The sequence below is a fragment of the Pseudomonas sp. W2Aug9 genome (assembly GCF_023127755.1).
In the GTDB taxonomy this organism is placed as follows: Bacteria; Pseudomonadota; Gammaproteobacteria; order Pseudomonadales; family Pseudomonadaceae; genus Aquipseudomonas; species Aquipseudomonas synxantha_A.
Map to the genome: position 1 here is coordinate 56,155 of NZ_SPKL01000026.1, position 22,499 is coordinate 78,653.

General features: G+C 58.9%; 24 protein-coding genes and 1 tRNA gene. 6 read left to right on the forward strand and 19 right to left on the reverse strand.

The window, feature by feature from the left end:
* Window position 1: 1 nt before the first annotated feature.
* From E3O56_RS16440 to E3O56_RS16485, 10 genes are all read right to left on the reverse strand, one after another.
* Window positions 2-373 (reverse strand): hypothetical protein, encoded by a 372-nt coding sequence (locus E3O56_RS16440; RefSeq protein WP_032878008.1) that lies wholly within the window; start codon window positions 371-373, stop codon window positions 2-4.
* A 557-nt stretch (window positions 374-930) separates the two neighbouring features.
* Complete coding sequence (locus tag E3O56_RS16445) at window positions 931-1,854, reverse strand: sigma 54-interacting transcriptional regulator (protein WP_032878007.1); 924 nt, start codon at window positions 1,852-1,854, stop codon at window positions 931-933.
* 323 nt (window positions 1,855-2,177) lie between these two features.
* Window positions 2,178-3,278, reverse strand: a complete 1,101-nt coding sequence (gene ychF, locus E3O56_RS16450) for a redox-regulated ATPase YchF (RefSeq protein WP_005784608.1) — start codon at window positions 3,276-3,278, stop codon at window positions 2,178-2,180.
* Between the two features lie 22 nt (window positions 3,279-3,300).
* Window positions 3,301-3,885 (reverse strand): aminoacyl-tRNA hydrolase, encoded by a 585-nt coding sequence (gene pth / locus E3O56_RS16455; RefSeq protein WP_005784610.1) that lies wholly within the window; start codon window positions 3,883-3,885, stop codon window positions 3,301-3,303.
* 167 nt (window positions 3,886-4,052) lie between these two features.
* Window positions 4,053-4,658, reverse strand: a complete 606-nt coding sequence (locus E3O56_RS16460) for a 50S ribosomal protein L25/general stress protein Ctc (protein ID WP_005784612.1) — start codon at window positions 4,656-4,658, stop codon at window positions 4,053-4,055.
* A 138-nt stretch (window positions 4,659-4,796) separates the two neighbouring features.
* Window positions 4,797-5,738, reverse strand: coding sequence for a ribose-phosphate pyrophosphokinase (locus E3O56_RS16465; protein WP_003208392.1), 942 nt, complete (start codon window positions 5,736-5,738; stop codon window positions 4,797-4,799).
* Window positions 5,739-5,784: 46 nt separating this feature from the next.
* Window positions 5,785-5,859, reverse strand: a tRNA-Gln gene (locus E3O56_RS16470).
* 37 nt (window positions 5,860-5,896) lie between these two features.
* Complete coding sequence (gene ispE, locus E3O56_RS16475) at window positions 5,897-6,745, reverse strand: 4-(cytidine 5'-diphospho)-2-C-methyl-D-erythritol kinase (RefSeq protein ID WP_032878006.1); 849 nt, start codon at window positions 6,743-6,745, stop codon at window positions 5,897-5,899.
* 1 nt (window position 6,746) lies between these two features.
* Window positions 6,747-7,364, reverse strand: coding sequence for a lipoprotein insertase outer membrane protein LolB (lolB, locus tag E3O56_RS16480; protein WP_032878005.1), 618 nt, complete (start codon window positions 7,362-7,364; stop codon window positions 6,747-6,749).
* Between the two features lie 4 nt (window positions 7,365-7,368).
* Window positions 7,369-9,093: a tetratricopeptide repeat protein gene (locus E3O56_RS16485; RefSeq protein ID WP_032878004.1), complete on the reverse strand. Its 1,725-nt coding sequence runs from the start codon at window positions 9,091-9,093 to the stop codon at window positions 7,369-7,371.
* A gap of 182 nt (window positions 9,094-9,275) precedes the next feature.
* Here E3O56_RS16485 and hemA point away from each other — a divergent pair, with 182 nt between their 5' ends.
* The 6 genes from hemA to E3O56_RS16515 all read left to right on the forward strand — a co-directional run bounded on the left by hemA (window position 9,276) and on the right by E3O56_RS16515 (window position 14,640).
* Window positions 9,276-10,565 carry a glutamyl-tRNA reductase gene (gene hemA, locus E3O56_RS16490; RefSeq protein WP_032878003.1) on the forward strand — a complete coding sequence of 430 codons (1,290 nt, stop codon included), beginning with the start codon at window positions 9,276-9,278 and terminating at the stop codon, window positions 10,563-10,565.
* Window positions 10,562-11,644 (forward strand): peptide chain release factor 1, encoded by a 1,083-nt coding sequence (gene prfA / locus E3O56_RS16495; RefSeq protein WP_032878002.1) that lies wholly within the window; start codon window positions 10,562-10,564, stop codon window positions 11,642-11,644. The genes hemA and prfA overlap by 4 nt, the downstream gene beginning before the upstream one ends.
* Window positions 11,645-12,475 carry a peptide chain release factor N(5)-glutamine methyltransferase gene (prmC, locus tag E3O56_RS16500; RefSeq protein ID WP_103734671.1) on the forward strand — a complete coding sequence of 277 codons (831 nt, stop codon included), beginning with the start codon at window positions 11,645-11,647 and terminating at the stop codon, window positions 12,473-12,475. It abuts the gene before it with no gap.
* On the forward strand, window positions 12,469-13,224 hold the full coding sequence (locus E3O56_RS16505; RefSeq protein ID WP_103734670.1) for a molybdopterin-synthase adenylyltransferase MoeB: 756 nt from the start codon (window positions 12,469-12,471) through the stop codon (window positions 13,222-13,224). Before prmC ends, E3O56_RS16505 begins: the two co-directional genes overlap by 7 nt.
* Window positions 13,217-14,011 (forward strand): glutamate racemase, encoded by a 795-nt coding sequence (gene murI / locus E3O56_RS16510; protein WP_103734669.1) that lies wholly within the window; start codon window positions 13,217-13,219, stop codon window positions 14,009-14,011. Before E3O56_RS16505 ends, murI begins: the two co-directional genes overlap by 8 nt.
* A 110-nt stretch (window positions 14,012-14,121) precedes the next feature.
* Window positions 14,122-14,640: an acyloxyacyl hydrolase gene (locus E3O56_RS16515; protein ID WP_005784623.1), complete on the forward strand. Its 519-nt coding sequence runs from the start codon at window positions 14,122-14,124 to the stop codon at window positions 14,638-14,640.
* A 137-nt stretch (window positions 14,641-14,777) separates the two neighbouring features.
* Here E3O56_RS16515 and E3O56_RS16520 read toward each other — a convergent pair whose 3' ends face one another.
* From E3O56_RS16520 to E3O56_RS16560, 9 genes are read right to left on the reverse strand one after another with little or no spacing between them, the layout of a single operon-like run.
* Entirely contained in the window at window positions 14,778-15,083 is a 306-nt protein-coding gene (locus E3O56_RS16520) for a YkgJ family cysteine cluster protein (RefSeq protein WP_248128566.1), read from the reverse strand.
* A 54-nt stretch (window positions 15,084-15,137) separates the two neighbouring features.
* Entirely contained in the window at window positions 15,138-15,629 is a 492-nt protein-coding gene (locus E3O56_RS16525) for a DUF2878 domain-containing protein (protein ID WP_248128567.1), read from the reverse strand.
* Window positions 15,622-16,893 (reverse strand): cyclopropane-fatty-acyl-phospholipid synthase family protein, encoded by a 1,272-nt coding sequence (locus tag E3O56_RS16530; protein ID WP_032877997.1) that lies wholly within the window; start codon window positions 16,891-16,893, stop codon window positions 15,622-15,624. The genes E3O56_RS16525 and E3O56_RS16530 overlap by 8 nt, the downstream gene beginning before the upstream one ends.
* On the reverse strand, window positions 16,880-17,689 hold the full coding sequence (locus E3O56_RS16535; protein WP_148853436.1) for a DUF1365 domain-containing protein: 810 nt from the start codon (window positions 17,687-17,689) through the stop codon (window positions 16,880-16,882). Before E3O56_RS16535 ends, E3O56_RS16530 begins: the two co-directional genes overlap by 14 nt.
* Window positions 17,686-18,933 carry an FAD-dependent oxidoreductase gene (locus E3O56_RS16540; RefSeq protein WP_248128568.1) on the reverse strand — a complete coding sequence of 416 codons (1,248 nt, stop codon included), beginning with the start codon at window positions 18,931-18,933 and terminating at the stop codon, window positions 17,686-17,688. The genes E3O56_RS16535 and E3O56_RS16540 overlap by 4 nt, the downstream gene beginning before the upstream one ends.
* The gene (locus E3O56_RS16545; protein ID WP_032877994.1) at window positions 18,930-19,712 is read right to left on the reverse strand and encodes an SDR family NAD(P)-dependent oxidoreductase; all 783 of its coding nucleotides are present in this window, start codon (window positions 19,710-19,712) and stop codon (window positions 18,930-18,932) included. The genes E3O56_RS16540 and E3O56_RS16545 overlap by 4 nt, the downstream gene beginning before the upstream one ends.
* On the reverse strand, window positions 19,709-20,131 hold the full coding sequence (locus E3O56_RS16550; protein ID WP_032877993.1) for a nuclear transport factor 2 family protein: 423 nt from the start codon (window positions 20,129-20,131) through the stop codon (window positions 19,709-19,711). The genes E3O56_RS16545 and E3O56_RS16550 overlap by 4 nt, the downstream gene beginning before the upstream one ends.
* Window positions 20,124-21,566 carry a deoxyribodipyrimidine photo-lyase gene (phrB, locus tag E3O56_RS16555; protein WP_248128569.1) on the reverse strand — a complete coding sequence of 481 codons (1,443 nt, stop codon included), beginning with the start codon at window positions 21,564-21,566 and terminating at the stop codon, window positions 20,124-20,126. Before phrB ends, E3O56_RS16550 begins: the two co-directional genes overlap by 8 nt.
* The gene (locus tag E3O56_RS16560) at window positions 21,567-22,496 is read right to left on the reverse strand and encodes a MerR family transcriptional regulator (RefSeq protein WP_248128570.1); all 930 of its coding nucleotides are present in this window, start codon (window positions 22,494-22,496) and stop codon (window positions 21,567-21,569) included.
* Window positions 22,497-22,499: the final 3 nt, after the last annotated feature.

The following is a 22,499-nucleotide window of genomic DNA, read 5'->3' on the forward strand; positions in this document are numbered from 1 at the left end:
CTCAAGACTGCATGTTGCTGATCTTGTCAATGCACTGCGTTGTCTTGGCAAGACATTTCACCATCAGTTGTGTTGTAAGTTGCGCGTTATGTAACTCGCGTGGGTAATTTCCTATGGCCTCAACATCAATCCCCTTTTTGGTTGAGCGGATTATTTTTGCGAAGCCATCTCTTGAGTTGCTCAGGTGCTTTGATGCTTCTGTCAAAAGGAGTGAGCCTTCAGGCTTGGCAGAGATTGTGCTTGTGGGATGGGAACCTTCGAACAGTGACGTGAAAAAACTGACGTCCGTACCGCCTGCCGATTGTTCCTGTGGCTTACGGTCGTGTTCGGTATTGCTGCTTTTCTGTGAAAAGCGGTCGTTTATTATTTGCATGGAGTGTCTACTCATTCAGGGTGGACAGTGGCTCTAGAGCACTAAAATGGTCTGTCGGGCCGGTTGGATGATTACCTTTCGGGCTGCAAAGCCTGAAAGGTAATCGATCACCTCGCGATTATTGGCCTGAGCCCGACCGGATCAGTGCTTGAATATTTTTTACTTCAGCACTCTTCCAGCCATTTTTTATTGCATCAGCCTTCATTTTCTCGAAGATAGCTTCGGCTGAGCCCTCGTTCGCGCCTCCAACTCCATCCATACTCCCTGAATATGTCTGCGGTATAGAGCCTGTACCACTTCCTGCGCCAACATTCATATAGAAATCCTACTATGAGTTTTTTGGGTCTTTATTTTTCCATCGGTCAAATCACGGCAGCATCTACGTGTTACAGAGATTTGCTTCTGGCAACAACTGTGTGGCCCGTATTAGTAATGCGTTCCAGATGTTTCCAGGTCGCGATGTAACTAATTGTTTTCTTGAGTGGTTGTTTGATCAGGTCTTTGGCGATACAGGGTTTTTATGGCCTACTTGTTAGCTGTGAGAGGAATGATTGAGCTTATGCCAGTGATATCTTCAAGTGTTTCATCCTGTAATACAGCGTGCGCTTAGCGACCCCCAGTTCAATTGCTACGGTATCTACACAGTGGTGGTGGCGGTACATGGATTCTTCAATCAATGCTTTTTCAATTTGTTGGAGGCGTGTCTTCAGGTCCGTCTGAAGTGGTTGCTGTCTGCATGCGGGAGTTGAGAGCGGCGGGAGGCCCAAGACGAACCGTTTCGCCGTCGAACGTAGTTCGCGCACATTACCCAGCCAGGAGTGACAGAGCAGTTGATGCAGCAGGCTGTCAGGAGGCGATGGGGCACTGCATTTGAACTGCTCCGCTTCTTCCTGAACCATTTCCAGAAACAACGGGATGATGCGTTCGCGCCGATCTCGCAGGGCGGGGAGCTCGATGTTGACCACATTCAAACGAAAGTAGAGGTCACGCCTGAAGGCGCCTTGTTCGACCATGATTTGCAGCGACTGCTGGGCTGATGCGATGACGCGCATGTCCACGGAGATCAGCCGAGTCGAGCCCAGGCGTTCCACCCCACGGCACTCCAGCACGCGCAGGAGCTTGGCTTGCAGGTTCAGGGGCATGCTGTCGATCTCATCCAGGTATAGGGTACCCAGGTGGGCTGCTTCGACGAATCCAGCCCTTGATTGTATTGCCCCGGTATAAGCCCCGCTGTTGACACCGAACAACTGGCTTTCCGCGAGGCTTTCTGGGATTGCCGCACAGTTCACGGCAACAAAATTACCGCGTCGCCCCGATAAACGATGAATCCGCTGTGCAAGAGTGTCTTTTCCGGTGCCGGTTTCTCCCAGCAACAGAATGTCAACGTTGAGCGCGGCAGTGTTGTTAAGCGTGGTTTCAATTTCCGGACCTTCGATGAGTGAAACGTCTGTTTTATTATCCTTCTGGACGTAGGTCGACATGAATTGATACTCCCTGTTCGCTATTACTTCACTGTTGCAAATACGGTGTGCAAGCGCCATTTCAGTAGAGCGTAGATTATAAAAGTTGTCACTCGGTGTAGAGAGGTTTAAGCGGAGGAGTGATGTAGGAAAATGATGGTAAGTTAAGGCTTGTTGGTCGCAGGAATAAGTGCGGGGTTAATCGGTCGATTGGTAAGTAGGAATATTCTGAGAGTCTGTTTTTTTTGGGGATACAAGTCTTTTTTCATAAGCGCTCGCCCACAAAAAAGCCGATGCAATGCATCGGCTTTTTCTGGTCCCGCAGTCAATACCGCGGGTTGTACTTACACGTTAAAACGGAAGTGCATTACATCGCCATCCTTGACGACGTATTCCTTGCCTTCCAGGCGCCATTTACCGGCTTCCTTGGTGCCGGCTTCACCCTTGTACTGAATGAAGTCGTTGTAGGCGATCACTTCGGCGCGGATGAAGCCCTTTTCGAAGTCGGTGTGGATCACGCCGGCAGCTTGTGGCGCGGTAGCGCCAACCTTGACGGTCCAGGCGCGAACTTCTTCGACACCGGCGGTGAAGTAGGTCTGCAGGTTGAGCATCTCGTAGCCGGCGCGGATCACACGGTTCAGGCCAGGCTCTTCAAGGCCCAGGGCCTCAAGAAACATATCTTTTTCTTCGCCGTCATCGAGCTCGGCGATTTCAGCTTCGATCTTGTTGCATACCGGAACAACAATGGCGCCTTCTTCCTCGGCAATGGCCTTGACCACGTCGAGCAGCGGGTTGTTCTCGAAGCCGTCTTCGGCGACGTTGGCGATGTACATCACAGGCTTGGTGGTCAGCAGGTGGAAGCCCTTGATCACAGCCTTCTCATCGGTGCCCATGCTCTTCATCAGGCTGCGTGCCGGCTTGCCTTCGGTGAAGTGAGCGATCAACTGCTCCAGCAGGCCTTTCTGGACCACTGCGTCCTTGTCTCCGCCTTTGGCGTTACGCGCGACTTTCTGCAGTTGCTTTTCGCAGCTGTCGAGGTCGGCGAAGATCAGTTCCAGGTCAATGATTTCGATGTCGCGCTTGGGGTCGACGCTGTTGGAGACGTGGATCACGTTCTCGTCTTCAAAGCAGCGGACCACATGGGCAATGGCATCGGTTTCACGGATGTTGGCCAGGAACTTGTTGCCCAGGCCTTCGCCTTTGGATGCGCCAGCGACCAGGCCCGCGATGTCGACGAATTCCATGGTGGTCGGCAGGATGCGCTTGGGGTTGACGATCGCTGCCAGTGCCTCCAGGCGTGGGTCCGGCATCGGCACGATGCCGCTGTTGGGTTCGATGGTGCAGAAGGGGAAGTTCTCCGCCGCAATACCGGACTTGGTCAGGGCGTTGAACAGGGTGGATTTGCCGACGTTGGGCAGGCCGACGATGCCGCAATTGAATCCCATGGTGTTTCCCCTCGGGTAAAAGTCAGGCCTTCTGGCTGTGCAGGTTTTTCATCGCGCGGTTCCATTCACCGGCGAAGATATCCGGCAGCACGCCGAGGGCAAAATCGATGCTGGCATCGAGTTTTTCCTGTTCGGCGCGTGGCGCACGACCCAGGACGAAATTTGAAACCATACTGGCAACGCCTGGGTGGCCAATGCCGAGCCGCAGACGGTAAAAGGTATTCTGATTGCCCAGCTGCGCGATGATGTCGCGCAGGCCATTGTGCCCGCCGTGTCCGCCGCCTTGCTTGAGCTTGGCAACGCCGGGTGGCAGGTCCAGTTCGTCATGGGCCACCAGGATTTCTTCGGGTTTGATCCGGAAGAAGCCCGCAAGCGCCGCGACAGCCTGGCCGCTGCGGTTCATGTAGGTGGTGGGAATCAGTAGACGAATATCCTGACCCTGGTGCGAAAAGCGCCCGGTCAGGCCGAAATATTTGCGATCGGCCACAAGGTTGATGCCTTGGGCGTGGGCGATGCGCTCAACAAAAAGGGCCCCCGCGTTATGCCGGGTCTGTTCGTATTCGGCGCCTGGATTTCCCAGGCCAACGATCAGTTTAATGGCAGTCACGACAGGGGCCCTTCCTTTGGAGTTGTGGATAACATCGCTACACCAGCGTGCGGCGAAAGTGGACGACAGGAGCTCACTTATCCAGAGATAAACTTCGCGTTGTTGCCCGCTTTCTCGCTACGTTTCGGTCCGCGATGTTCCCTCAAGCTCCTTCGTTGCAGAGTGTATTACTCGGCAGCGGTTTCGCCGGCTTCATCTTCTGCTACAACACGTGGCGCGTGGACGTTGGCAACAGCCTTGTCGTCGTTGTGAGCCAGTGCAACGAACTCAACGCCTTTAGGGGCCTTGAGGTCGGACAGGTGGATGATGGTGCCGATTTCAGCAGCCGACAGGTCGACTTCGATGAACTCAGGCAGGTCTTTCGGCAGGCAGCTTACTTCCAGCTCGGTAGTGGTGTGAGAAACAACGCCACCTTTCTTGACTGGAGCTTCTTCGCCAACAAAGTGCACAGGCACGATAGCGGTCAGTTTCTGACCAGCTACGACGCGTACGAAGTCAGCGTGCAGTACGTGGCCCTTGGAAGGGTGGCGCTGCAGGGCCTTGATGATAACGTTCTGCTTTTTGCCGCCAACGTTCAGTTCGATAACGTGGCTGTAGGCAGCGTCGTTTTCGAGCAGTTTGGCAACTTCTTTGGCCAGCATGCTGATGGATTCAGGGGCTTTGTCGCCACCGTAAACTACAGCTGGAACCAGGCTTGCGAGACGACGCAGGCGGCGGCTCGCACCTTTCCCCAGGTCGGAACGCACTTCAGCATTCAGAGTAAAATCGTTCATGTTGTATCTCCAAAATAACCACATTCGCCCCAGCGTTTGCGACCAGCGCTAAAGGCGATATGGGCAAAAAAGCCCCGCCCCAACAGTATGTTGGGGCGGGGCGCTTTTCGTCAGTGAGGTGCTCCGAAGGTTTGACCCTTAACGGAACATCGCGCTGATCGATTCTTCATTGCTGATGCGGCGAACCGCTTCGGCAACTACCGGTGCGATATCCAGTTGACGGATACGCGAACAGGCTTGAGCAGCAGCGGACAACGGGATGGTGTTAGTCACCACCAGTTCGTCCAGCATGGAGTTCTCGATGTTCTCGATCGCTCGGCCCGACAGCACAGGGTGTGTGCAGTAGGCGAAGACTTTTGCAGCACCGTGCTCTTTCAGGGCTTTCGCCGCGTGGCACAGGGTGCCGGCGGTGTCGACCATGTCATCAACCAGAATACAGGTACGCCCTTCGACATCACCGATGATATGCATCACTTCAGAGTGATTGGCTTTTTCACGGCGTTTATCGATGATCCCGAGGTCCACGCCCAGGGATTTGGCAACGGCCCGTGCACGCACGACGCCACCAATGTCCGGGGACACGATCATCAGGTTTTCAAAGCGCTGGTCTTCGATGTCATCCACCAGAACGGGGGAGCCGTAGATGTTATCTACCGGAATATCGAAGAAACCCTGGATTTGGTCAGCGTGCAGGTCAACCGTGAGAACACGGTCGATGCCTACCACGGTCAGCATGTCAGCAACGACTTTCGCGCTGATAGCCACACGTGCGGAACGCGGACGGCGATCCTGACGGGCATAACCAAAGTAAGGGATTACAGCTGTGATTCGAGTCGCTGAGGAGCGGCGGAAGGCATCAGCCATCACGACGAGTTCCATCAGGTTATCGTTGGTCGGAGCGCAGGTCGGCTGAATAATGAAGACGTCTTTACCGCGGACATTTTCATTGATCTCGGCTGTAATTTCGCCGTCGGAAAACTTACCGACAGAGATGTCACCGAGAGGGATATGCAGCTGACGTACGACACGTCGAGCCAGATCGGGGTTGGCATTCCCCGTAAAGACCATCATCTTGGACACGCGCAGTACCTAGAGGCTGAGGGTAACCTGGATGAGTATTAGAAAATGGCAGGGGCGGCTGGATTCGAACCAACGCATGGCAGGATCAAAACCTGCTGCCTTACCGCTTGGCGACGCCCCTGTATCTGTTGCAACGAGTGCCTAACACTCGATTCCTTTTAGAGCAGACTTTGCAGCTTGCGATGCAACATCGAAACGTTGCTTCCCTTTGCTACAAACCCTGTAAGGGTCTCTGTAAGAAGGGCCGAGACTTTATCAGCTTCAGCTTTGCTTGGGAAGCCCCCAAACACACAACTTCCAGTTCCGGTTAATTTTGCTTCGGTAAATTTACCTAACAAATTCAAAGCGTTACGTACCTCTGGATAACGCCTTGCTACAACCGGTAAGCAGTCATTTCGACTGTTTCCCTTGGGAACGGGGCGCACTTTAATGGGAGAAGAGTTACGTGTCAACAACGGATCTGAAAAAATTTCTGCTGTACTTACAGATACTTGCGGCACAAGCACGACATACCAGGGTTCTTCGGGCTCTACAGGGGTAAGTTTCTCCCCTACGCCCTCGGCAAACGCGGCGTGGCCACGCACGAAAACCGGGACGTCCGCGCCCAGCGTCAGGCCCAGCACAGCCAGGCGATCGTGGTCCCAGCCCAGTTGCCACAAGTGGTTCAGCCCCAGCAACGTCGTTGCAGCATTCGAGCTCCCGCCCCCGATACCTCCGCCCATGGGCAGGATTTTGTCGATCCAGATATCTATCCCGAGCGGGCAGCCGGATTGTTGCTGAAGTTTTTTCGCCGCCTTCACGATCAGATTGCTGTCGTGGGGCACGCCTTCGAATTCGGTGTGCAGCTGGATCACGCCATCGTCGCGTACGGCGAAGGTCAGCTCATCGCCATAGTCGAGGAACTGAAAGAGGGTCTGCAGCTCGTGATAGCCATCTTCACGGCGACCAAGAATATGCAGCATCAGATTGAGTTTCGCAGGCGAGGGCAGGGTCAGGCGTTCTGTCACGTTATTGCCCCAACTTGCGCGGTTGCCAGTCCTTGATCACCAACGTGACATCAAGGTCGGTGCCGTGCAGCTTGATGCGCTCGGGCAGCCAATAGCCGTTCTGTTGCACGTAGCTCAGGTACTCCACCTGCCAACCGTCCTGCTCCAGGGAGGCAAGGCGACTGTCGCCATTGAGGCTCAGGCGACTTTTGCTCTCGGGCGCCGGAAGACCGCGCACCCACCAGACCAAATGCGAGACAGGCAGCTTCCAGCCGATCTGCTGCTCCAGCAGTTCCTCCGGGGAGGTCGCTTCATAGCGGCCCTGGTTGGCCACTTCCAGGCTCACCTGCCCCGGCCGGCCCGTCAGGCGAGCCGCCCCCCGGCCCAGCGGGCCCGAGAGGCGAATGTCGTAATAATCCTGGCGTTGCAGCCAGAACAGGGTGCCGCTGCCGGAATCTTTCGGCGCGCGAACCCCGACCTTGCCCTCGATCTGCCAGCCGTCGATGCTGCTGAGCTGATCCTTGTGTTGTTGCCATTGCGCCGGGTTGCCCTGGCCTTCAACGGATTCACGGGTGCCTACGCCCGCGCAACCGGCGAGCAGGGCGATAAAACTGAAAACGATAATGTGGCGCAAGAACATAAGCTTAAAGGGTCTCGGATCCGGTCAGGCGCTTGATGGTGCCGCGCAGGATTGGGCTTTCGGGTTGTTCCTTGAGGAATTTTTCCCAGATTTGTCGTGCTTCGCGTTGCTTGCCCTTGGCCCAAAGCACTTCGCCCAGGTGCGCGGCAACTTCTTGATCGGGAAAGCGCTCCAGTGCCTGGCGCAGCAAGCGCTCGGCCTCGTCGAGGTTGCCCAGGCGGTAATTCACCCAGCCCAGGCTGTCGAGTACGGCCGGGTCTTCAGGGTTGAGCGCATGGGCCTGCTCGATCAGTACCTTGGCTTCGGCGTAACGCGTGGTGCGGTCGGACAAGGTATAACCCAGGGCGTTGAGTGCCATGGCGTTATCCGGGTCGCGCTTGATGATCAGGCGCAGGTCCTTTTCCAGCTGGGCCAGGTCATCGCGTTTTTCTGCCTGCATGGCGCGGGTGTACAGCAGGTTCAAATCGTCGGGATATTGCAACAAAGCTTGTTGCAGCAGCTTCCAGGCGCGTTCGCCCTGCTTGTTGGCCGATAAGGTCTCGGCCTGGATCAAGTACAGCTGGATGGCGTAGTCCGGCTCGGCATCGCGGGCCGCCGCCAGGCGTTTTTCCGCTTCGTCGGTACGGCCATTGCTCATCAGGATGTCGGCCTGGCGCAACTGGGCGGGCAGGTAGTCATTGCCGGGGCCGACCTGGGCGTACTCGAGCAGGGCGGCCTGCGGGTCGTTGCGTTCTTCAGCGATGCGGCCCAGGTTCAGGTGCGCCGAGTCGACATGGCTGTCACGTTCAATCAACTGTTCCAGGTAGCCCTTGGCCTCATCCCAGGCTTTGGCTTCCAGGCACACCAGGGCCAGCGAATAGCGCAGTTCGTCGTCGTCGGGGTATTGCTGGACCAGGTTGGCGAACTGCACTTTGGCGTCTTCCATGCGGTCCTGCTCAACCAGCATTCGCGCATAAGTCAGGCGCAGGCGCTTGTCGTCCGGGTATTTCTTGATGCTTTTTTCCAGCAGAGGAATCGCTTCCTTGCCGCGGTTGAGGTTCTGCAGCAGGCGTGCTCGCAGCAGGATCGGCGCGATCTCGCCGTCTTCCGGCGGGTTCTGCTCAAGCAATTTGAGTGCGGCGTCGGCTTCGTCATCCTGTTGCAACAGCAAGGCTTTGCCGAAAATCAACTGGCTGTTCTTCGGATGCTTTTGCAGCAGGCGGTCGAAGCTCTTCATCAGGCCATTGCGGGTGTCCTGATCGGTGTCGGCGGCCGACAGTGCCAGGAAGTCGAAATGCGTGTCGCCCTTGCCCTGCAGGACTTTCTCCATATAGACCATAGAGTCGTCATAGCGGCCCGCGCGCGCCAGTTGCACGGCGGCGGCGCGCTGGGCTTCCAGATCATCGGGGGCATTTTTTGCCCAGATCAGCGACGTATCCAGCGCAGCCTGGTCGGCGCCCAGGTATTCGGCGATGCGAAACGCCCGCTCGGAAATGCCCGGATCCTGGGTGTTGATGGCCTGGGTCACGTAATTATCCAGCGCAATATCGAAACGATTACGCTGGCCGGCCAGTTCCGCGGTCAGCAGGCTGTAGATCGTTTCTTCACTGAACGAGGAATAAACCTTGGGCTTTTCAGGGGCGGGGGAGGTGTCTTCTACCGGCGGCGTAGCCTCCGGCGACACGGGTGCCATGGCCTGGCAGCCGCTGAGAAAGACAAAAGCAAGGAGCAACGCGGAAGATCTATTCATATAGGAAGAGGACGACTAACCTGCGGTCGGATCATCATGACACAAGCCTTCGGCCAAACATAACCGAGTCTCAGTGGAGGCCTTTATAGGCATAACGCATTAGGACAATAGACGACGGTGGTTGTTCTGGATCTTTCGAAGTAGGACAATTGTCGGCTTCCCGACATCATCAGCGATATTGAATGGCCTTCCTCGCACTCGGTATTAACCACAAGACTGCCTCCGTAGACGTGCGCGAGCGCGTGGCGTTTACGCCAGAGCAGTTGGTTGAGGCCTTGCAGCAGCTCTGCCGGCTCACCGACAGCCGCGAAGCTGCGATCCTTTCGACCTGCAATCGCAGCGAGCTCTATATAGAGCAGGAACATCTTTCAGCGGATGTGGTACTGCGCTGGCTGGCCGATTATCACCATTTGAGCCTCGATGACCTGCGCGCCAGTGCCTATGTGCATGAAGAGGATGCGGCAGTTCGTCACATGATGCGTGTGGCGGCCGGTCTCGACTCGCTGGTGTTGGGCGAACCGCAAATTCTTGGCCAGATGAAGTCTGCCTATGCCGTAGCGCGTGAGGCCGGCACGGTCGGTCCGCTGCTGGGTCGCCTGTTCCAGGCCACCTTCAATTCGGCCAAGCAGGTGCGTACCGACACGGCTATCGGCGAAAACCCGGTGTCGGTGGCCTTTGCCGCTGTCAGCCTGGCCAAGCAGATTTTCAGCGACTTGCAGCGCAGCCAGGCGCTGCTGATAGGTGCCGGTGAAACCATTACCCTGGTAGCCCGCCACCTGCACGATTTAGGCGTGAAGCGCATCGTTGTCGCCAACCGCACGCTCGAACGGGCGAGTATCCTCGCCGAACAGTTCGGGGCCCATGCCGTGCTGTTGTCAGACATTCCGGCTGAACTGGTACGCAGTGATATCGTTATCAGCTCCACCGCCAGTCAGTTGCCGATCCTCGGCAAAGGTGCGGTCGAGAGCGCGTTGAAACTGCGCAAGCACAAGCCGATCTTCATGGTGGATATCGCCGTTCCCCGGGATATCGAACCCGAAGTCGGCGAGTTGGACGACGTTTACCTCTATAGCGTCGACGATCTGCATGAAGTGGTCGCCGAGAACCTTAAGAGCCGCCAGGGTGCCGCCCAGGCCGCTGAGGAGATGGTCAGCACCGGTGCTGAAGATTTCATGGTGCGCCTGCGTGAATTGGCGGCGGTGGATGTGCTCAAGGCGTATCGTCAGCAGGGCGAACGCCTGCGTGATGAAGAGTTGCTCAAGGCCCAGCGCCTGCTCGCCAACGGCAGCAGCGCCGAAGAGGTGCTGATGCAATTGGCCCGTGGCCTGACCAACAAACTGCTCCATGCACCCAGCGTTCAGTTGAAAAAGCTTACCGCCGAAGGCCGCCTCGATGCGCTGGCCATGGCTCAGGAACTCTTTGCCCTCGGTGAGGGCGCGTCAGACAGCTCTTCGGATAAAAAACCGCAATGAAAGCGTCACTGCTCAATAAACTGGACGTGCTCCAGGACCGTTTCGAAGAACTGACCGCCTTGCTCGGCGACGGCGAGGTCATTTCTGATCAGGCCAAGTTTCGCGCTTATTCCAAGGAGTACGCCGAAGTTGAGCCGATTGTAGCCACCTACAAACATCTCACCAAAGTGCAGGCTGACCTCGAAGGCGCTCAGGCGCTGCTCAAGGACAATGACCCGGACATGCGTGAAATGGCCGTGGAAGAAGTCCGCGAGGCCAAGGAAAAACTTGCCGAACTGGAAGGCGACCTGCAACGCATGTTGCTGCCCAAGGACCCTAATGACGGCCGTAACGTGTTCTTGGAGATCCGCGCCGGTACCGGTGGCGACGAGGCGGCGATTTTCTCCGGCGACCTGTTCCGCATGTATTCGCGCTACGCCGAACGACGCGGCTGGCGGGTCGAGATCCTGTCCGAGAACGAAGGTGAACACGGTGGCTATAAAGAAGTCATTGCTCGGGTAGAAGGTGACAACGTCTACGGCAAGCTGAAGTTCGAATCCGGCGCCCACCGTGTGCAGCGTGTCCCTGCGACTGAGTCCCAGGGCCGTATCCATACCTCGGCGTGCACCGTGGCGGTGTTGCCTGAGCCGGACGAGCAGGAAGCCATCGAGATCAACCCCGCGGACTTGCGTGTTGACACCTACCGCTCGTCGGGCGCCGGTGGCCAGCACGTCAACAAGACCGACTCGGCGATTCGGATTACCCACTTGCCGTCGGGCATCGTGGTGGAATGCCAGGAAGAACGTTCCCAGCACAAGAACCGGGCGCGGGCCATGTCCTGGCTGTCGGCCAAATTGAACGACCAGCAAACCAGCGCCGCCGCCAACGCGATTGCCAGCGAGCGTAAGCTGCTGGTGGGCTCGGGCGATCGCTCCGAGCGCATCCGAACTTACAACTTTGCCCAAGGCCGGGTGACCGACCATCGGGTCAATCTCACCCTTTATTCCCTGGACGAGATTCTCGCTGGCGGCGTGGATGCGGTGATCGAGCCGTTGCTCGCCGAATATCAGGCGGATCAACTGGCCGCGATAGGTGAATAAATGACCATCATAGCCAGCCTGCTGCGCGCGGCCGACCTGCCCGATTCGCCCACCGCGCGCCTGGATGTGGAACTGCTGCTGGCCGCCGCCCTGGGCAAGTCCCGCAGCTACCTGCACACCTGGCCGGAAAAGATCGTCAGCAGCGAAGACGCCCTGACCTTTGCCGACTACCTGCAGCGCCGCCGCAGCGGCGAGCCGGTGGCCTATATCCTCGGCCAGCAAGGCTTCTGGAAGCTGGATCTGGAAGTCGCGCCGCACACGCTGATTCCGCGTCCGGAAACCGAATTGCTGGTGGAAGCCGCTCTGGAACTGCTGCCTGCTACCCTGGCCAAAGTCTTGGACCTGGGCACCGGCAGTGGCGCCATTGCCTTGGCGTTGGCCAGCGAACGCCCGGCCTGGCAAGTCACCGCCGTTGATCGCGTGCTCGAAGCGGTGGCCCTGGCCGAGCGCAACCGCCAGCGCCTGCACCTCAATAACGCCACGGTGCTGAACAGCCATTGGTTCAGCGCCCTGCAAGGCGATCGCTTCGACTTGATCATCAGTAATCCGCCCTACATTGCTGACAACGATCCGCACCTGGTGGCGGGGGACGTGCGGTTTGAGCCGGCGAGCGCCCTGGTGGCCGGGCCTGATGGCCTGGACGATTTGCGCCTGATCATCAATGAATCACCTGCCTATCTGAATGCTGGCGGCTGGCTGTTGCTTGAGCACGGCTACGACCAGGCCTTGGCTGTGCGTGACTTGTTGTTGAGCCAGGGTTTTGAAGGCGTACACAGTCGTATCGATCTTGGCGGTCACGAACGTATCACCCTGGGGCACCGACCGTGCTGACCGATCAGGAGCTGTTGCGTTATAGCCGGCAGATTCTGTTGCAGCATGTCGACATCGAAGGGCAGTTGCGCCTGAAACAGAGCCGCGCGTTGATCGTCGGCCTCGGTGGCCTGGGCGCTCCGGTTGCGCTCTACCTCGCCGCTGCCGGTGTAGGTGAGCTGCACCTGGCGGATTTTGACACGGTCGATTTGACCAACCTGCAACGTCAGATCATCCATGACACCCACAGCGTAGGGCAGACCAAGGTAGATTCGGCCATGCGTCGGCTGAGCGCGATCAACCCTGAAATCACCCTGACCGCCCATCGCGTGGCGCTGGATGCTGACTCGCTGGTCTCTGCAATCGGCGCGGTGGATGTGGTGCTCGATTGCAGCGACAACTTCTCTACCCGCGAAGCGGTGAATGCGGCCTGCGTCGTGGTGGGCAAGCCATTGATCAGTGGCGCGGCCATTCGCCTTGAGGGGCAATTGTCGGTGTTCGACCCGCGTCGCGCCGACAGCCCGTGCTATCACTGTTTATACGGGCACGGCAGCGACACCGAACTGACCTGCAGCGAAGCAGGTGTGGTCGGGCCGTTGGTGGGGCTGGTCGGTAGCCTGCAAGCGCTGGAAGCCTTGAAGCTGTTGGCAGGTTTCGGTGAGCCGCTGGTGGGTCGCCTGTTGCTGATCGACGCCTTGACCACGCGTTTTCGCGAATTGCGCGTCAAGCGCGACCCGGGTTGCAGCGTGTGTGGAACCCTGCATGGTTAAGGGCGCGCCCATCGGTGTGTTCGACTCCGGCGTCGGCGGCCTGACGGTGCTGGAAGAAATCCAGCAGTTATTGCCCCATGAATCGCTGCTGTATGTGGCCGACTGCGGGCATATCCCCTATGGTGAGAAAACGCCCACTTTCATCCTTGAGCGTTCTCGAACCGTCGCCGAGTTTTTCCGCGAGCGCGGCGCCAAGGCATTTGTGATCGCGTGTAACACCGCAACGGTCGCCGCCGTTGCCGATTTGCGCCAGGACTACCCAGATTGGCCCTTGGTCGGCATGGAGCCTGCGGTCAAGCCCGCTGCTGCCGCTACCCGCAGCGGCGTGGTGGGTGTGCTCGCCACCACCGGCACGCTGCAAAGCGCCAAATTCGCGGCCTTGCTCGACCGCTTCGCCACTGATGTACGAGTGGTGACCCAACCCTGTCCGGGCCTGGTGGAGCTGATTGAAGCCGGCGACCTGAACAGCCCGGCTTTGCACATACTGTTGCAGGGCTATATCGAGCCACTGCTCAGCGCCGGTTGCGACACCATCATCCTGGGTTGCACCCACTATCCCTTCCTCAAGCCGCTCCTGGCGCAGATGCTGCCCCCCAGCATTATCCTGATCGACACCGGCGCCGCCGTGGCGCGCCAGCTCAAGCGCTTGCTGGATGGGCGCGACCTGCTGGCAGCTGGCAATCCCGACACTGCACAGTTCTGGACCAGCGGCGATCTGACTCACCTAAGAAATATCCTACCGACACTTTGGAAACATCCCGGAGTTGTGCGAAGCTTTGGCTCGTGAAAATTTCGTGAAATAGTGCTGATAAAAGCTGAACTTCCGGCTCTACGTCAGCTTCTATAGCCAGTTAGCCTGTTTAAAACTATATAACTTCGTTCGGAAGGATGTTTCTTATGAAGCGCTTGTTCTGTTTGGCTGCGATTGCGGCCGCTGTGTTGGGACACTCTGTTTCAGCCCAGGCCGCCGGCCTGGAGTTCGGGTTGGGGAGTACCAGTGATTCGACGTTGACCTATCGACTGGGCCTGACTTCGGATTGGGATAAAAGCTGGATGCAAAGCGATGTTGGCCGTCTGACCGGCTACTGGAGCGGCGCCTACACGTATTGGGAAGGTGATGACCGTGCAGGTGCCAGCAGCCTGTCGTTCTCGCCGGTGTTTGTGTATGAGTTTGCCGGCCAGTCAGTCAAGCCCTACATCGAAGCCGGTATCGGCGTGGCGGTGTTCTCCCGCACCCGGCTGGAAGACAACAACATCGGCCAAGCTTTTCAGTTCGAGGACCGCCTGGGTTTCGGCCTGCGGTTTACCGGTGGGCATGAAGTGGGCATTCGCGCCACGCACTATTCCAACGCCGGCATCAGCAGCAATAACGATGGGGTAGAGAGCTACTCGTTGCACTACACCATGCCGTTGTAATTCAACAACAACGAAGCCCCCCCTGTGGGAGCGGGCTTGCTCGCGAAAGCGGTGTATCAGCTAGCACATGCATAGACTGACCCACCGCCTTCGCGAGCAAGCCCGCTTCCACATTTAGATCTTTGCTCATTGCAGGATCAGCGGTAGACCGTCGCGATGCCTTCCCGCTCTTCAAGACACTCCGGCGCACCCATCTCAAACTCCCGGCAAATCAGCGGTCGAAGCGCGTAAATCGTGCACATCATCGTGTCCCGGTCCAGCGCGGCGCACCAGCCGTCGTCCAGGCGCAGCATCACTTCGCCGCCCCACTCATCGGTATTGATAAAGCGCTGCGGCACGCCGGTGTCGGTGATCAGCATGACTTCCAGCTGACAGCAGCAGGCCGCGCACGTCGAGCAGGTGACGGCCGGTTCAGTGATTTGGATATGGGGGATGTTGGTCATAGCCGCGCAGTGTAAGGCAAGTGCGTTAAACGTGTATGAATGCTCGGACAAGCGTCAGTGTTCTAGCTTGCGCGCGAGCCCGTGCAGCAAGGGGAACAGCATGGCCCATAACAGCGCCAGACCGGTCAGAGTGGCTGCCGTGCCGTAGCCAAAACCCACACCGGCCAATTGGCTGCCGGCGTAATAAGACAAAGGCCCACCCACTGCGCCCAACAGGCCGGCCAGCCACCAGGGCCGTGCACTCCAGGCCAGGCAATGGCGCAGGGTCGTGGCCAGCAGCGCCCACAGTACGATCAACCAGAATGGAATCAACGGCCCGGGCTCGCTGAAGTGGAAAACGCCCAGGGTGCGCAACAGCGTGTCCAGCAGTGTGCCCGCCAGTGTCACGTTGAGCACGAGCAGGCCGTCATCCGCCGGCGAACTTATCCACAGCAGATGCACGCTCAATACCGCCAGCCCCACCAGCAGCCATGGGCTGTCGCCGCCGAGTACGCAGGCAAACCAGCCGCATTGGAACAGCGCGGCATTGGCCAGGGTTTTAAGCACTGAAGCGCCCAAGCAATGGCGGGTTGATCGCCGCGGGTTTGGCCAGCAGCAGTTGTGCGGTACCAATGGTGCGTTCCATAAACCCGCCTTCGCAATAGCACAGGTAGAACTCCCACAAACGCAGGAAATATTCGTCGTAGCCCAATTCCATGAGACGGCCATGGGCGCGGCGGAAGTTTTCATGCCACAGGCGCAGGGTACGGGCGTAGTGCAGGCCGAATTCCTCCATGTGCAGCAGGTTCATGTCGGTGTCGCGGCTGACGATGTGCAGCATGTTCTGTACACAGGGCAGGGCGCCACCGGGGAAAATGTAGCGCTGGATGAAGTCGACGCTGCGCTTGGCCTGCTCAAAGCGCTGTTCGCGAATGGTGATGGCTTGCAGCAGCATCAGGCCGTTGGGCTTGAGCAAGTGCGCACATTGTTTGAAATAGGTCGGCAGGAACCGATGGCCCACCGCTTCGATCATCTCGATCGACACCAGCTTGTCATACTCGCCAGTGAGGTCGCGGTAATCGCTGAGCAGCAAGGTCACTTGATCTTGCAGGCCCTGCGTCTGGATGCGTTTTTCGGTGTAGGCGAATTGTTCCTTGGACAGGGTCGTGGTGGTGACCTTGCAGCCGTAATGCTGCGCCGCATACAACGCCATGCTGCCCCAGCCGGTGCCGATTTCCAGCAGATGGTCGCTGGGCTTGAGCGCCAGTTTCTGGCAGATGCGCTCCAGCTTGTTCAGTTGCGCTTGTTCCAGGCTGTCGTCGGGTGTCAAAAACTGCCCCGCCGAGTACATCATGGTCGGGTCGAGAAACTCTTCGAACAGGTCGTTGCCCAGGTCGTAATGGGCGGCGATGTTTTTCTGCGAGCCCTTGCGTGTGTTGCGGTTGAGCCAGTGCAGGCCTTGGGTGAACGGGCGGGCCATGCGTGCCAGGCCACCTTCCATGGCGTCGAGTACTTCCAGGTTGCTGACCATCACTCGGACCACGGCGGTGAGGTCGGGACTGGTCCAGTAACCATGGATAAATGCCTCGCCGGCGCCGATCGAACCATTGGCGGCCACCAGGCCCCATACCGCCGAGTCGAGAATCTGAATTTCGCCTAACAGGTGCGCTTCCCGTGCGCCGAACACTTGTCGCTCGCCGTCTTCGATCACCACCAACTGGCCGTGACGCAGTTGGCTGAGCTGGCGCAGCACCGCCTTGCGCAACAGCGCAGCGGTCATGCCATTGACGTTCAGGCGGTTAGCCTTGACCGATAAACTAGGGTGTTTCATGGCGGCGATCCTTGGTGTACCCGACGGCGGTGCGAGAGGCGCCATCGGCGGCCCGGTGGGAAAAAATCGGTGTGCGCTTGAGCAGCAGGCGCAAGGCTTGCCAGTAGATTGCCAGGCAGGTCTTGGCGGTCATCCAGGGGAAACGCCACAAATAGTGATGCAGGCTTGCGCGGCTGAGTGAGTGTTTTTCCAGGCTCAAGGTGGCGTCGAAAACCTTTTGCGTGCCCTGCCAGTCGGCCATGTGCACGCCGAGCCGGGCAGATGGAGGGCTGAAACTCATGCGATATTCCAGGTCGCGCGGTAAGAAGGGCGACACATGGAACCCCTTGGCCACGGCGAAGTGCTGATGCTCATCGGCGTCGAGGGGCTGGGCCGGCAGCACGTAGTGATAGCGCTCGCGCCATGGCGTGTTGGTCACTTCACACAGAATCGCGGCCAACTGCCCGTCGGCCTCGAAGCAGTAGAAGAAACTCACCGGGTTAAACGCCAGGCCCCAACTGCGGGCCTGGGTCAGCAGGCAGATAGCGCCCTGGGGTGTTCGCCCCAGAGCTTTGCCGACTTCGTGGCGCACGGCATCGCTCAAACTCATGCCGTGGCGCGTGAGTTCACGCAGGTAATCCTGCTGGCGAAAGCCGAAAGGCGCCAGGCGACCAGTGCCGGCCAGGGGTGAAAGCCCGAGTACTGCATCCTGTTCGCTGAGGTCCAGATACAGCAGGCCGATGCGGTAGCGAAAAGCGTGGGCCCTGGGCGTAAACCGGCGATGGGCGATCCAGCCGCTGTACAGGGCGCTGTTCACAGGCTTTCCCCGAACGCCTGGGCCACGCGCAGGGCACTGACCACGCCGTCCTCGTGGAAGCCGTTGGCCCAGTACGCGCCGCAGTAGAAGGTGTTGCGGGTGCCGTGCAATTCTTCCCAGCGTGCTTGAGCGGCCACGGCGGCCAGGCTGTACTGCGGATGGGCGTAGGTGTAGCGCGCGAGGATCTTCAACGGGTTGATCACTTGCGTCTGGTTGAGGCTGACACAAAACGTGGTGTCGCTGTCGATGCCCTGCAGGATGTTCATGTCGTAGGTGACGGCGGCCTGATTCTGCGAGTGGCCGGTCAGCCGGTAATTCCAACTGGCCCAGGCCAGCTCGCGGTCAGGCAGCAAGCGCGTGTCGGTGTGCAGCACTACGTCGTTGTCGGCGTAGGGTAGGGCGCCGAGGATCTCTTGTTCGGCCTGGCTCGGGTCGTCAAGCAATGCCAGGGCCTGATCACTGTGGCAGGCCAATACCACCTGGTCGAAGGTTTCGCTGCCGTACGGGCTGTGGATAACCACGCCATTGTCGGTGCGTTGCACTTTATGCACAGGGCAACCGAGGCGCACACGCTCGCGAAAACTGCGGGTCAGCGGTTCGATGTAGCTGCTTGAACCACCTTCGATCACGCACCATTGCGGCCGGTTGTTGACCGACAGCAAGCCGTGGTTCTTGAAGAAGCGCACGAAGAATTGCAGTGGGAAACCGAGCATGTCCGAAAGGGACATTGACCATATCGCAGCCCCCATCGGCACGATGTAGTGGCGGATAAACCTTTGGCCGTAACCGCCGGCTGCGAGGTAGTCACCTAGGGTCATCTCGGCACTGATACGCTGCTCTTGCAGGTCCAAAGGCGCTTGGCGGTTGAAGCGCAGGATATCGCGCAACATGCCCCAGAACCCGGGCGACAGAATATTGCGGCGTTGGGCAAACAAGCTGTTGAGGTTGTTGCCGTTGTACTCGAACCCGCTGCTTTGGTCACACACCGAAAAGCTCATTTCGGTGGGTTTGAACGTCACGCCGATCTGGCCCAGCAACTGGATGAAGTTGGGGTAGGTCCAGTCGTTGAACACAATAAAGCCGGTGTCCACGGCATAGCGTTCGCCCTCTACGGTAACGTGGACTGTGTGCGTGTGCCCGCCGATGCGGTCGCCCGCTTCGAACACCGTGATGTCGTGGCGGCGGCTGAGCAGGTAGGCGCTGGTCAGCCCGGCGATACCGCTGCCGACAATGGCGATCTTCACGGAATGTCCTTTTTCGGTGGCGGGCTGCGCAACATGCGCTTGCCGATGATCAATTGCGCGCGGTTAGGCAACTTCGACAGCGGCCACAGGGTGGCAATGAACATGGCCGGGAAGGCAATTTCCAGCGGGCGTTTCTCCAGTTTCGCAAAGATGTGCCGCGCCGCCTTGTCGGCGGACCAGCTCAGGGGCATCGGGAAGTCATTGCGTTCGGTCAGCGGTGTGTCAACAAAGCCTGGGCTGATCACGGTGACGTCGATGTTTTCCGGTGACAGGCTGATGCGCAGGGACTCGAACAGGTAACGCAGGCCGGCCTTGGATGCGCCATAGGCTTCGGCGCGTGGCATCGGCAGGTAAGTCACCGCGCTGGCCACGCCCACCAGATGCGGGGTACGCCCCGCGCGCAACAGCGGCAGCGCGGCCTCGATGCAATAACTGCTGGCCAACAGATTGGTACGCACCACATGTTCGATGATCGAAGCGTCAAATTGCCGGGCGTCGACATATTCACAGGTGCCGGCATTGAGGATCACCGTGTCCAACTCACCCCACACCTGGGCGATGTGTTCACCGATCTCGCGCACGGTCTGGCTGTCGGTCAGGTCGCCGGCCACCACCAGCACTTGCCCTGGATAACGATGGGCGAGTGCTTCCAGCGGGCCTTTGGTGCGGGAACTGAGGGCCACATGGGCGCCACTGTTGAGCAGCTCTACGGCCAATGCGGCGCCGATGCCACTGCTGGCGCCGGTCAGCCAATAACGGCGGGGCGATGCAAGGCTCATCCCATTCTCCTTTTCAGCCAACTGATGACGCGGCCGAGAATCGGCACATGTTCATAAAGCAGTGCGCCCGCATCGAAGTAATCGCGATGCCGGTAGACCTTGTCGCGCCACATCAAGTGGGAACAGCCCTCTACCCGGATCATCTTGCCTGCGGCCAGGCGCGGATGACGAAAACTCATGATCCAGCGCAGGTAGCCTTCGCCTTCGGCCGTCTGGTCGATACCCTGAAACTCGAAATCCAGTTGGCTGACGTTGCTGTATAGCTGAGCGAAATAACGCTGCAGTTCGGGCAGCCCATGGACTTCATGCAGCGGGTCGGCAAATACAATGTCATCACTGTACAAACTGCCAAGCAGGTGCAGGTTGTGCTTGTCCAGCGTAGTGAAGGCTTCGGCGAAGCGGCGCAGGAAGTCACTCATGATCGGCCATCTCCTGACGTGAAGGCAGGCGGCGAAAGGCAGCCAATGCGCGTTCCCGAGAGGCTTTGAGGTCGACGATGGCGCAGGGGTAATCCGCCACGCCAAACAAACCGCCAGCCGCTGCCGGGTTATGCACTTCTTTTTTATTCAGCGTGGCCAGTTCCGGCAGCCAGCGCTTGATGAAAATGCCGTCGCCGTCGAATTTTTCCGATTGGCTCAACGGGCTGAAAATCCGGAAGTACGGTGCCGAGTCGGTACCGGTCGATGAGCTCCACTGCCAACCGCCATTATTGGCCGCCAGGTCGCCGTCGATCAGGTGGCGCATAAAAAAGCGCTCGCCTTCGCGCCAGTCGATCAGCAGGTTCTTGGTCAGGAACATCGCCACCACCATGCGCAGGCGGTTGTGCATCCAGCCGGTTTCCAGCAATTGGCGCATGGCCGCGTCGATGATCGGCAAACCCGTGCGCGCCTGTTGCCAGGCCGCGAGGTCTTCGGGGGCATTGCGCCACGCCAGCGCTTCGGTTTCCGGGCGAAAGGCGCGGTGGCGGGACACCCGTGGGTAGCCGACCAGAATGTGTTTATAGAACTCGCGCCATAGCAGCTCGTTGATCCAGGTGATGGCGCCGATGTCGCCGCTTTCGAACTCGCCCTGATTGGTTTGCAGCGCAGCGTGCAAGCACTGGCGCGGCGAAACCACACCGGCGGCGAGGTAGGCCGAAAGCTGGCTGGTACCGGGTTTGGCTGGGAAGTCGCGCTCGTCCTTGTAATAGCTGATCTGCTCGTCGGTGAAGGCGTCGAGGCGGCGGCGCGCCTCGTCTTCACCGGCTGGCCACAGGGCGCGCAAGGTTTCGCTGGGCGACTCGAAACCGTCGACCGTGGTCGGCACCGGATCGCTTTTCACGTCGAGCCTGGCCTGAGCTTTCGGCGTTGCCACCTGGCGCGGCAGGGCGCTGTGCAGGCGGTTGTAGCAAACCTTGCGAAACTGGCTGAACACTTGGAAATAGGTGCCGGTCTTGGTCAGTACGCTACCGGGTTGGAAAAACAGTTGGTCCAGGTAGCTGTGAAACGTGATTCCCTGCGTTTGCAGCGTCTCTGCCACGCCAGCATCACGCTGGCTCTCGTGGATGCCGTATTCCTCGTTGACGTGCACAGACTCCACCGACAGTTCCCGGCACAGTTCGCTCAGTGCAGCGGGCGCCTGGTCCCAGGTCGCGGCGTAGCGGAACAATAAAGGGATGTTCAGTTCGCCCAGCGCCTGGCTCAAGTGCTGCAGGTTGCGCAGCCAGAAATCTATTTTGCACGGCGCGTCATCGTGGGCCAGCCACTGCTGGGGAGTGATCAGGTAAATGGCCGCGACGGGGCCACGCTGGCACGCAGCAGCAAGGGCCGTGTTGTCGTGCAGGCGCAAGTCGGTGCGCAGCCAGATCAGATGCATTTAGACGATTCCACGCTGGATCAATAATTGGTGGGCCGACAACGGGTCTTGCGCCATGAACAACTCAGGGATGTCGCGGGTGAGTACGGACAACTCGGCGTTGTGAATGCGCACCGTCGGGCCGGCAATCACTATTGGGCAACTGACGTCGCCCAATAGTTTTGTCAGTGTCGACAAATGGAGGGTCTTGCTCGAATACAACAGCACGGCGCGTGGTTGCAGGTGTTCCACCGCCAGGGCCAGTTCGCCGGCAGGCAGCGGCCAATCGAATACTTCCACCGGGCAGTCGGCGCTGCTCGCCAGCCAGGCGCTGAGCCACAGGTGCGGTTCCAGCGGTAAGTCGGAATGGTTGACCAGCAGCAGCGGCGCGCCGTGGAGTTGGCGATTGTTGTGATAAATCCGCGCGCCGAACTTGCTGCGCAGCCACGACAGGAAAAACGCCCGCTCCATCTGCGCGCCGAACTGGCCCTGCCACCGTTGTTCCAGCTCCTTGAGCAGCGGCAGCATCAATTGCTCGCACAAGGTGCGTGGCGGGTAGAGCGCCATGGCCTGGTTGAAGGCGTCATCGACCCGGCGTTCGGCCAGTTCGCTGATGGCATCCACCAAATGCTGGCGCAGGGCGTGCCACTCGTTTTCCATGGGCGCGGGGCTGGCCTGGGCTGAGTCGATCAAGCCTTTGACCTGACTGACCGGCACGCCTCGATTGAGCCAGGTGAGGATGGCGTGGATGCGTTGTACATGTTCGGCACTGAACAGCCGGTGCCCCTTGGGCGTGCGCTGGGGCACGATGAGGCCGTAGCGGCGCTCCCAGGCGCGCAGGGTCACGGCGTTGACGCCGGTCTGGCGCGCCACTTCGCGGATTGGCAACCAGCCGTTTTCGAGGGCCAGGGCAATGTCTTCGCCGGGTTCGTCAAGCAGGGCAGCTTTCATGGG

What these genes read in the sequence shown, in the direction of transcription:
- E3O56_RS16440 (WP_032878008.1), bottom strand. Translation starts at nt 373, where the DNA reads ATGCAAATAATAAACGACCGCTTTTCACAGAAAAGCAGCAATACCGAA.
- E3O56_RS16445 (WP_032878007.1), bottom strand. Translation starts at nt 1,854, where the DNA reads ATGTCGACCTACGTCCAGAAGGATAATAAAACAGACGTTTCACTCATC.
- ychF (WP_005784608.1), bottom strand. Translation starts at nt 3,278, where the DNA reads ATGGGATTCAATTGCGGCATCGTCGGCCTGCCCAACGTCGGCAAATCC.
- E3O56_RS16460 (WP_005784612.1), bottom strand. Translation starts at nt 4,658, where the DNA reads ATGAACGATTTTACTCTGAATGCTGAAGTGCGTTCCGACCTGGGGAAA.
- lolB (WP_032878005.1), bottom strand. Translation starts at nt 7,364, where the DNA reads ATGTTCTTGCGCCACATTATCGTTTTCAGTTTTATCGCCCTGCTCGCC.
- E3O56_RS16485 (WP_032878004.1), bottom strand. Translation starts at nt 9,093, where the DNA reads ATGAATAGATCTTCCGCGTTGCTCCTTGCTTTTGTCTTTCTCAGCGGC.
- hemA (WP_032878003.1), top strand. Translation starts at nt 9,276, where the DNA reads ATGGCCTTCCTCGCACTCGGTATTAACCACAAGACTGCCTCCGTAGAC.
- prfA (WP_032878002.1), top strand. Translation starts at nt 10,562, where the DNA reads ATGAAAGCGTCACTGCTCAATAAACTGGACGTGCTCCAGGACCGTTTC.
- prmC (WP_103734671.1), top strand. Translation starts at nt 11,645, where the DNA reads ATGACCATCATAGCCAGCCTGCTGCGCGCGGCCGACCTGCCCGATTCG.
- murI (WP_103734669.1), top strand. Translation starts at nt 13,217, where the DNA reads ATGGTTAAGGGCGCGCCCATCGGTGTGTTCGACTCCGGCGTCGGCGGC.
- E3O56_RS16515 (WP_005784623.1), top strand. Translation starts at nt 14,122, where the DNA reads ATGAAGCGCTTGTTCTGTTTGGCTGCGATTGCGGCCGCTGTGTTGGGA.
- E3O56_RS16520 (WP_248128566.1), bottom strand. Translation starts at nt 15,083, where the DNA reads ATGACCAACATCCCCCATATCCAAATCACTGAACCGGCCGTCACCTGC.
- E3O56_RS16530 (WP_032877997.1), bottom strand. Translation starts at nt 16,893, where the DNA reads ATGAAACACCCTAGTTTATCGGTCAAGGCTAACCGCCTGAACGTCAAT.
- E3O56_RS16545 (WP_032877994.1), bottom strand. Translation starts at nt 19,712, where the DNA reads ATGAGCCTTGCATCGCCCCGCCGTTATTGGCTGACCGGCGCCAGCAGT.
- E3O56_RS16550 (WP_032877993.1), bottom strand. Translation starts at nt 20,131, where the DNA reads ATGAGTGACTTCCTGCGCCGCTTCGCCGAAGCCTTCACTACGCTGGAC.
- phrB (WP_248128569.1), bottom strand. Translation starts at nt 21,566, where the DNA reads ATGCATCTGATCTGGCTGCGCACCGACTTGCGCCTGCACGACAACACG.
- E3O56_RS16560 (WP_248128570.1), bottom strand. Translation starts at nt 22,496, where the DNA reads ATGAAAGCTGCCCTGCTTGACGAACCCGGCGAAGACATTGCCCTGGCC.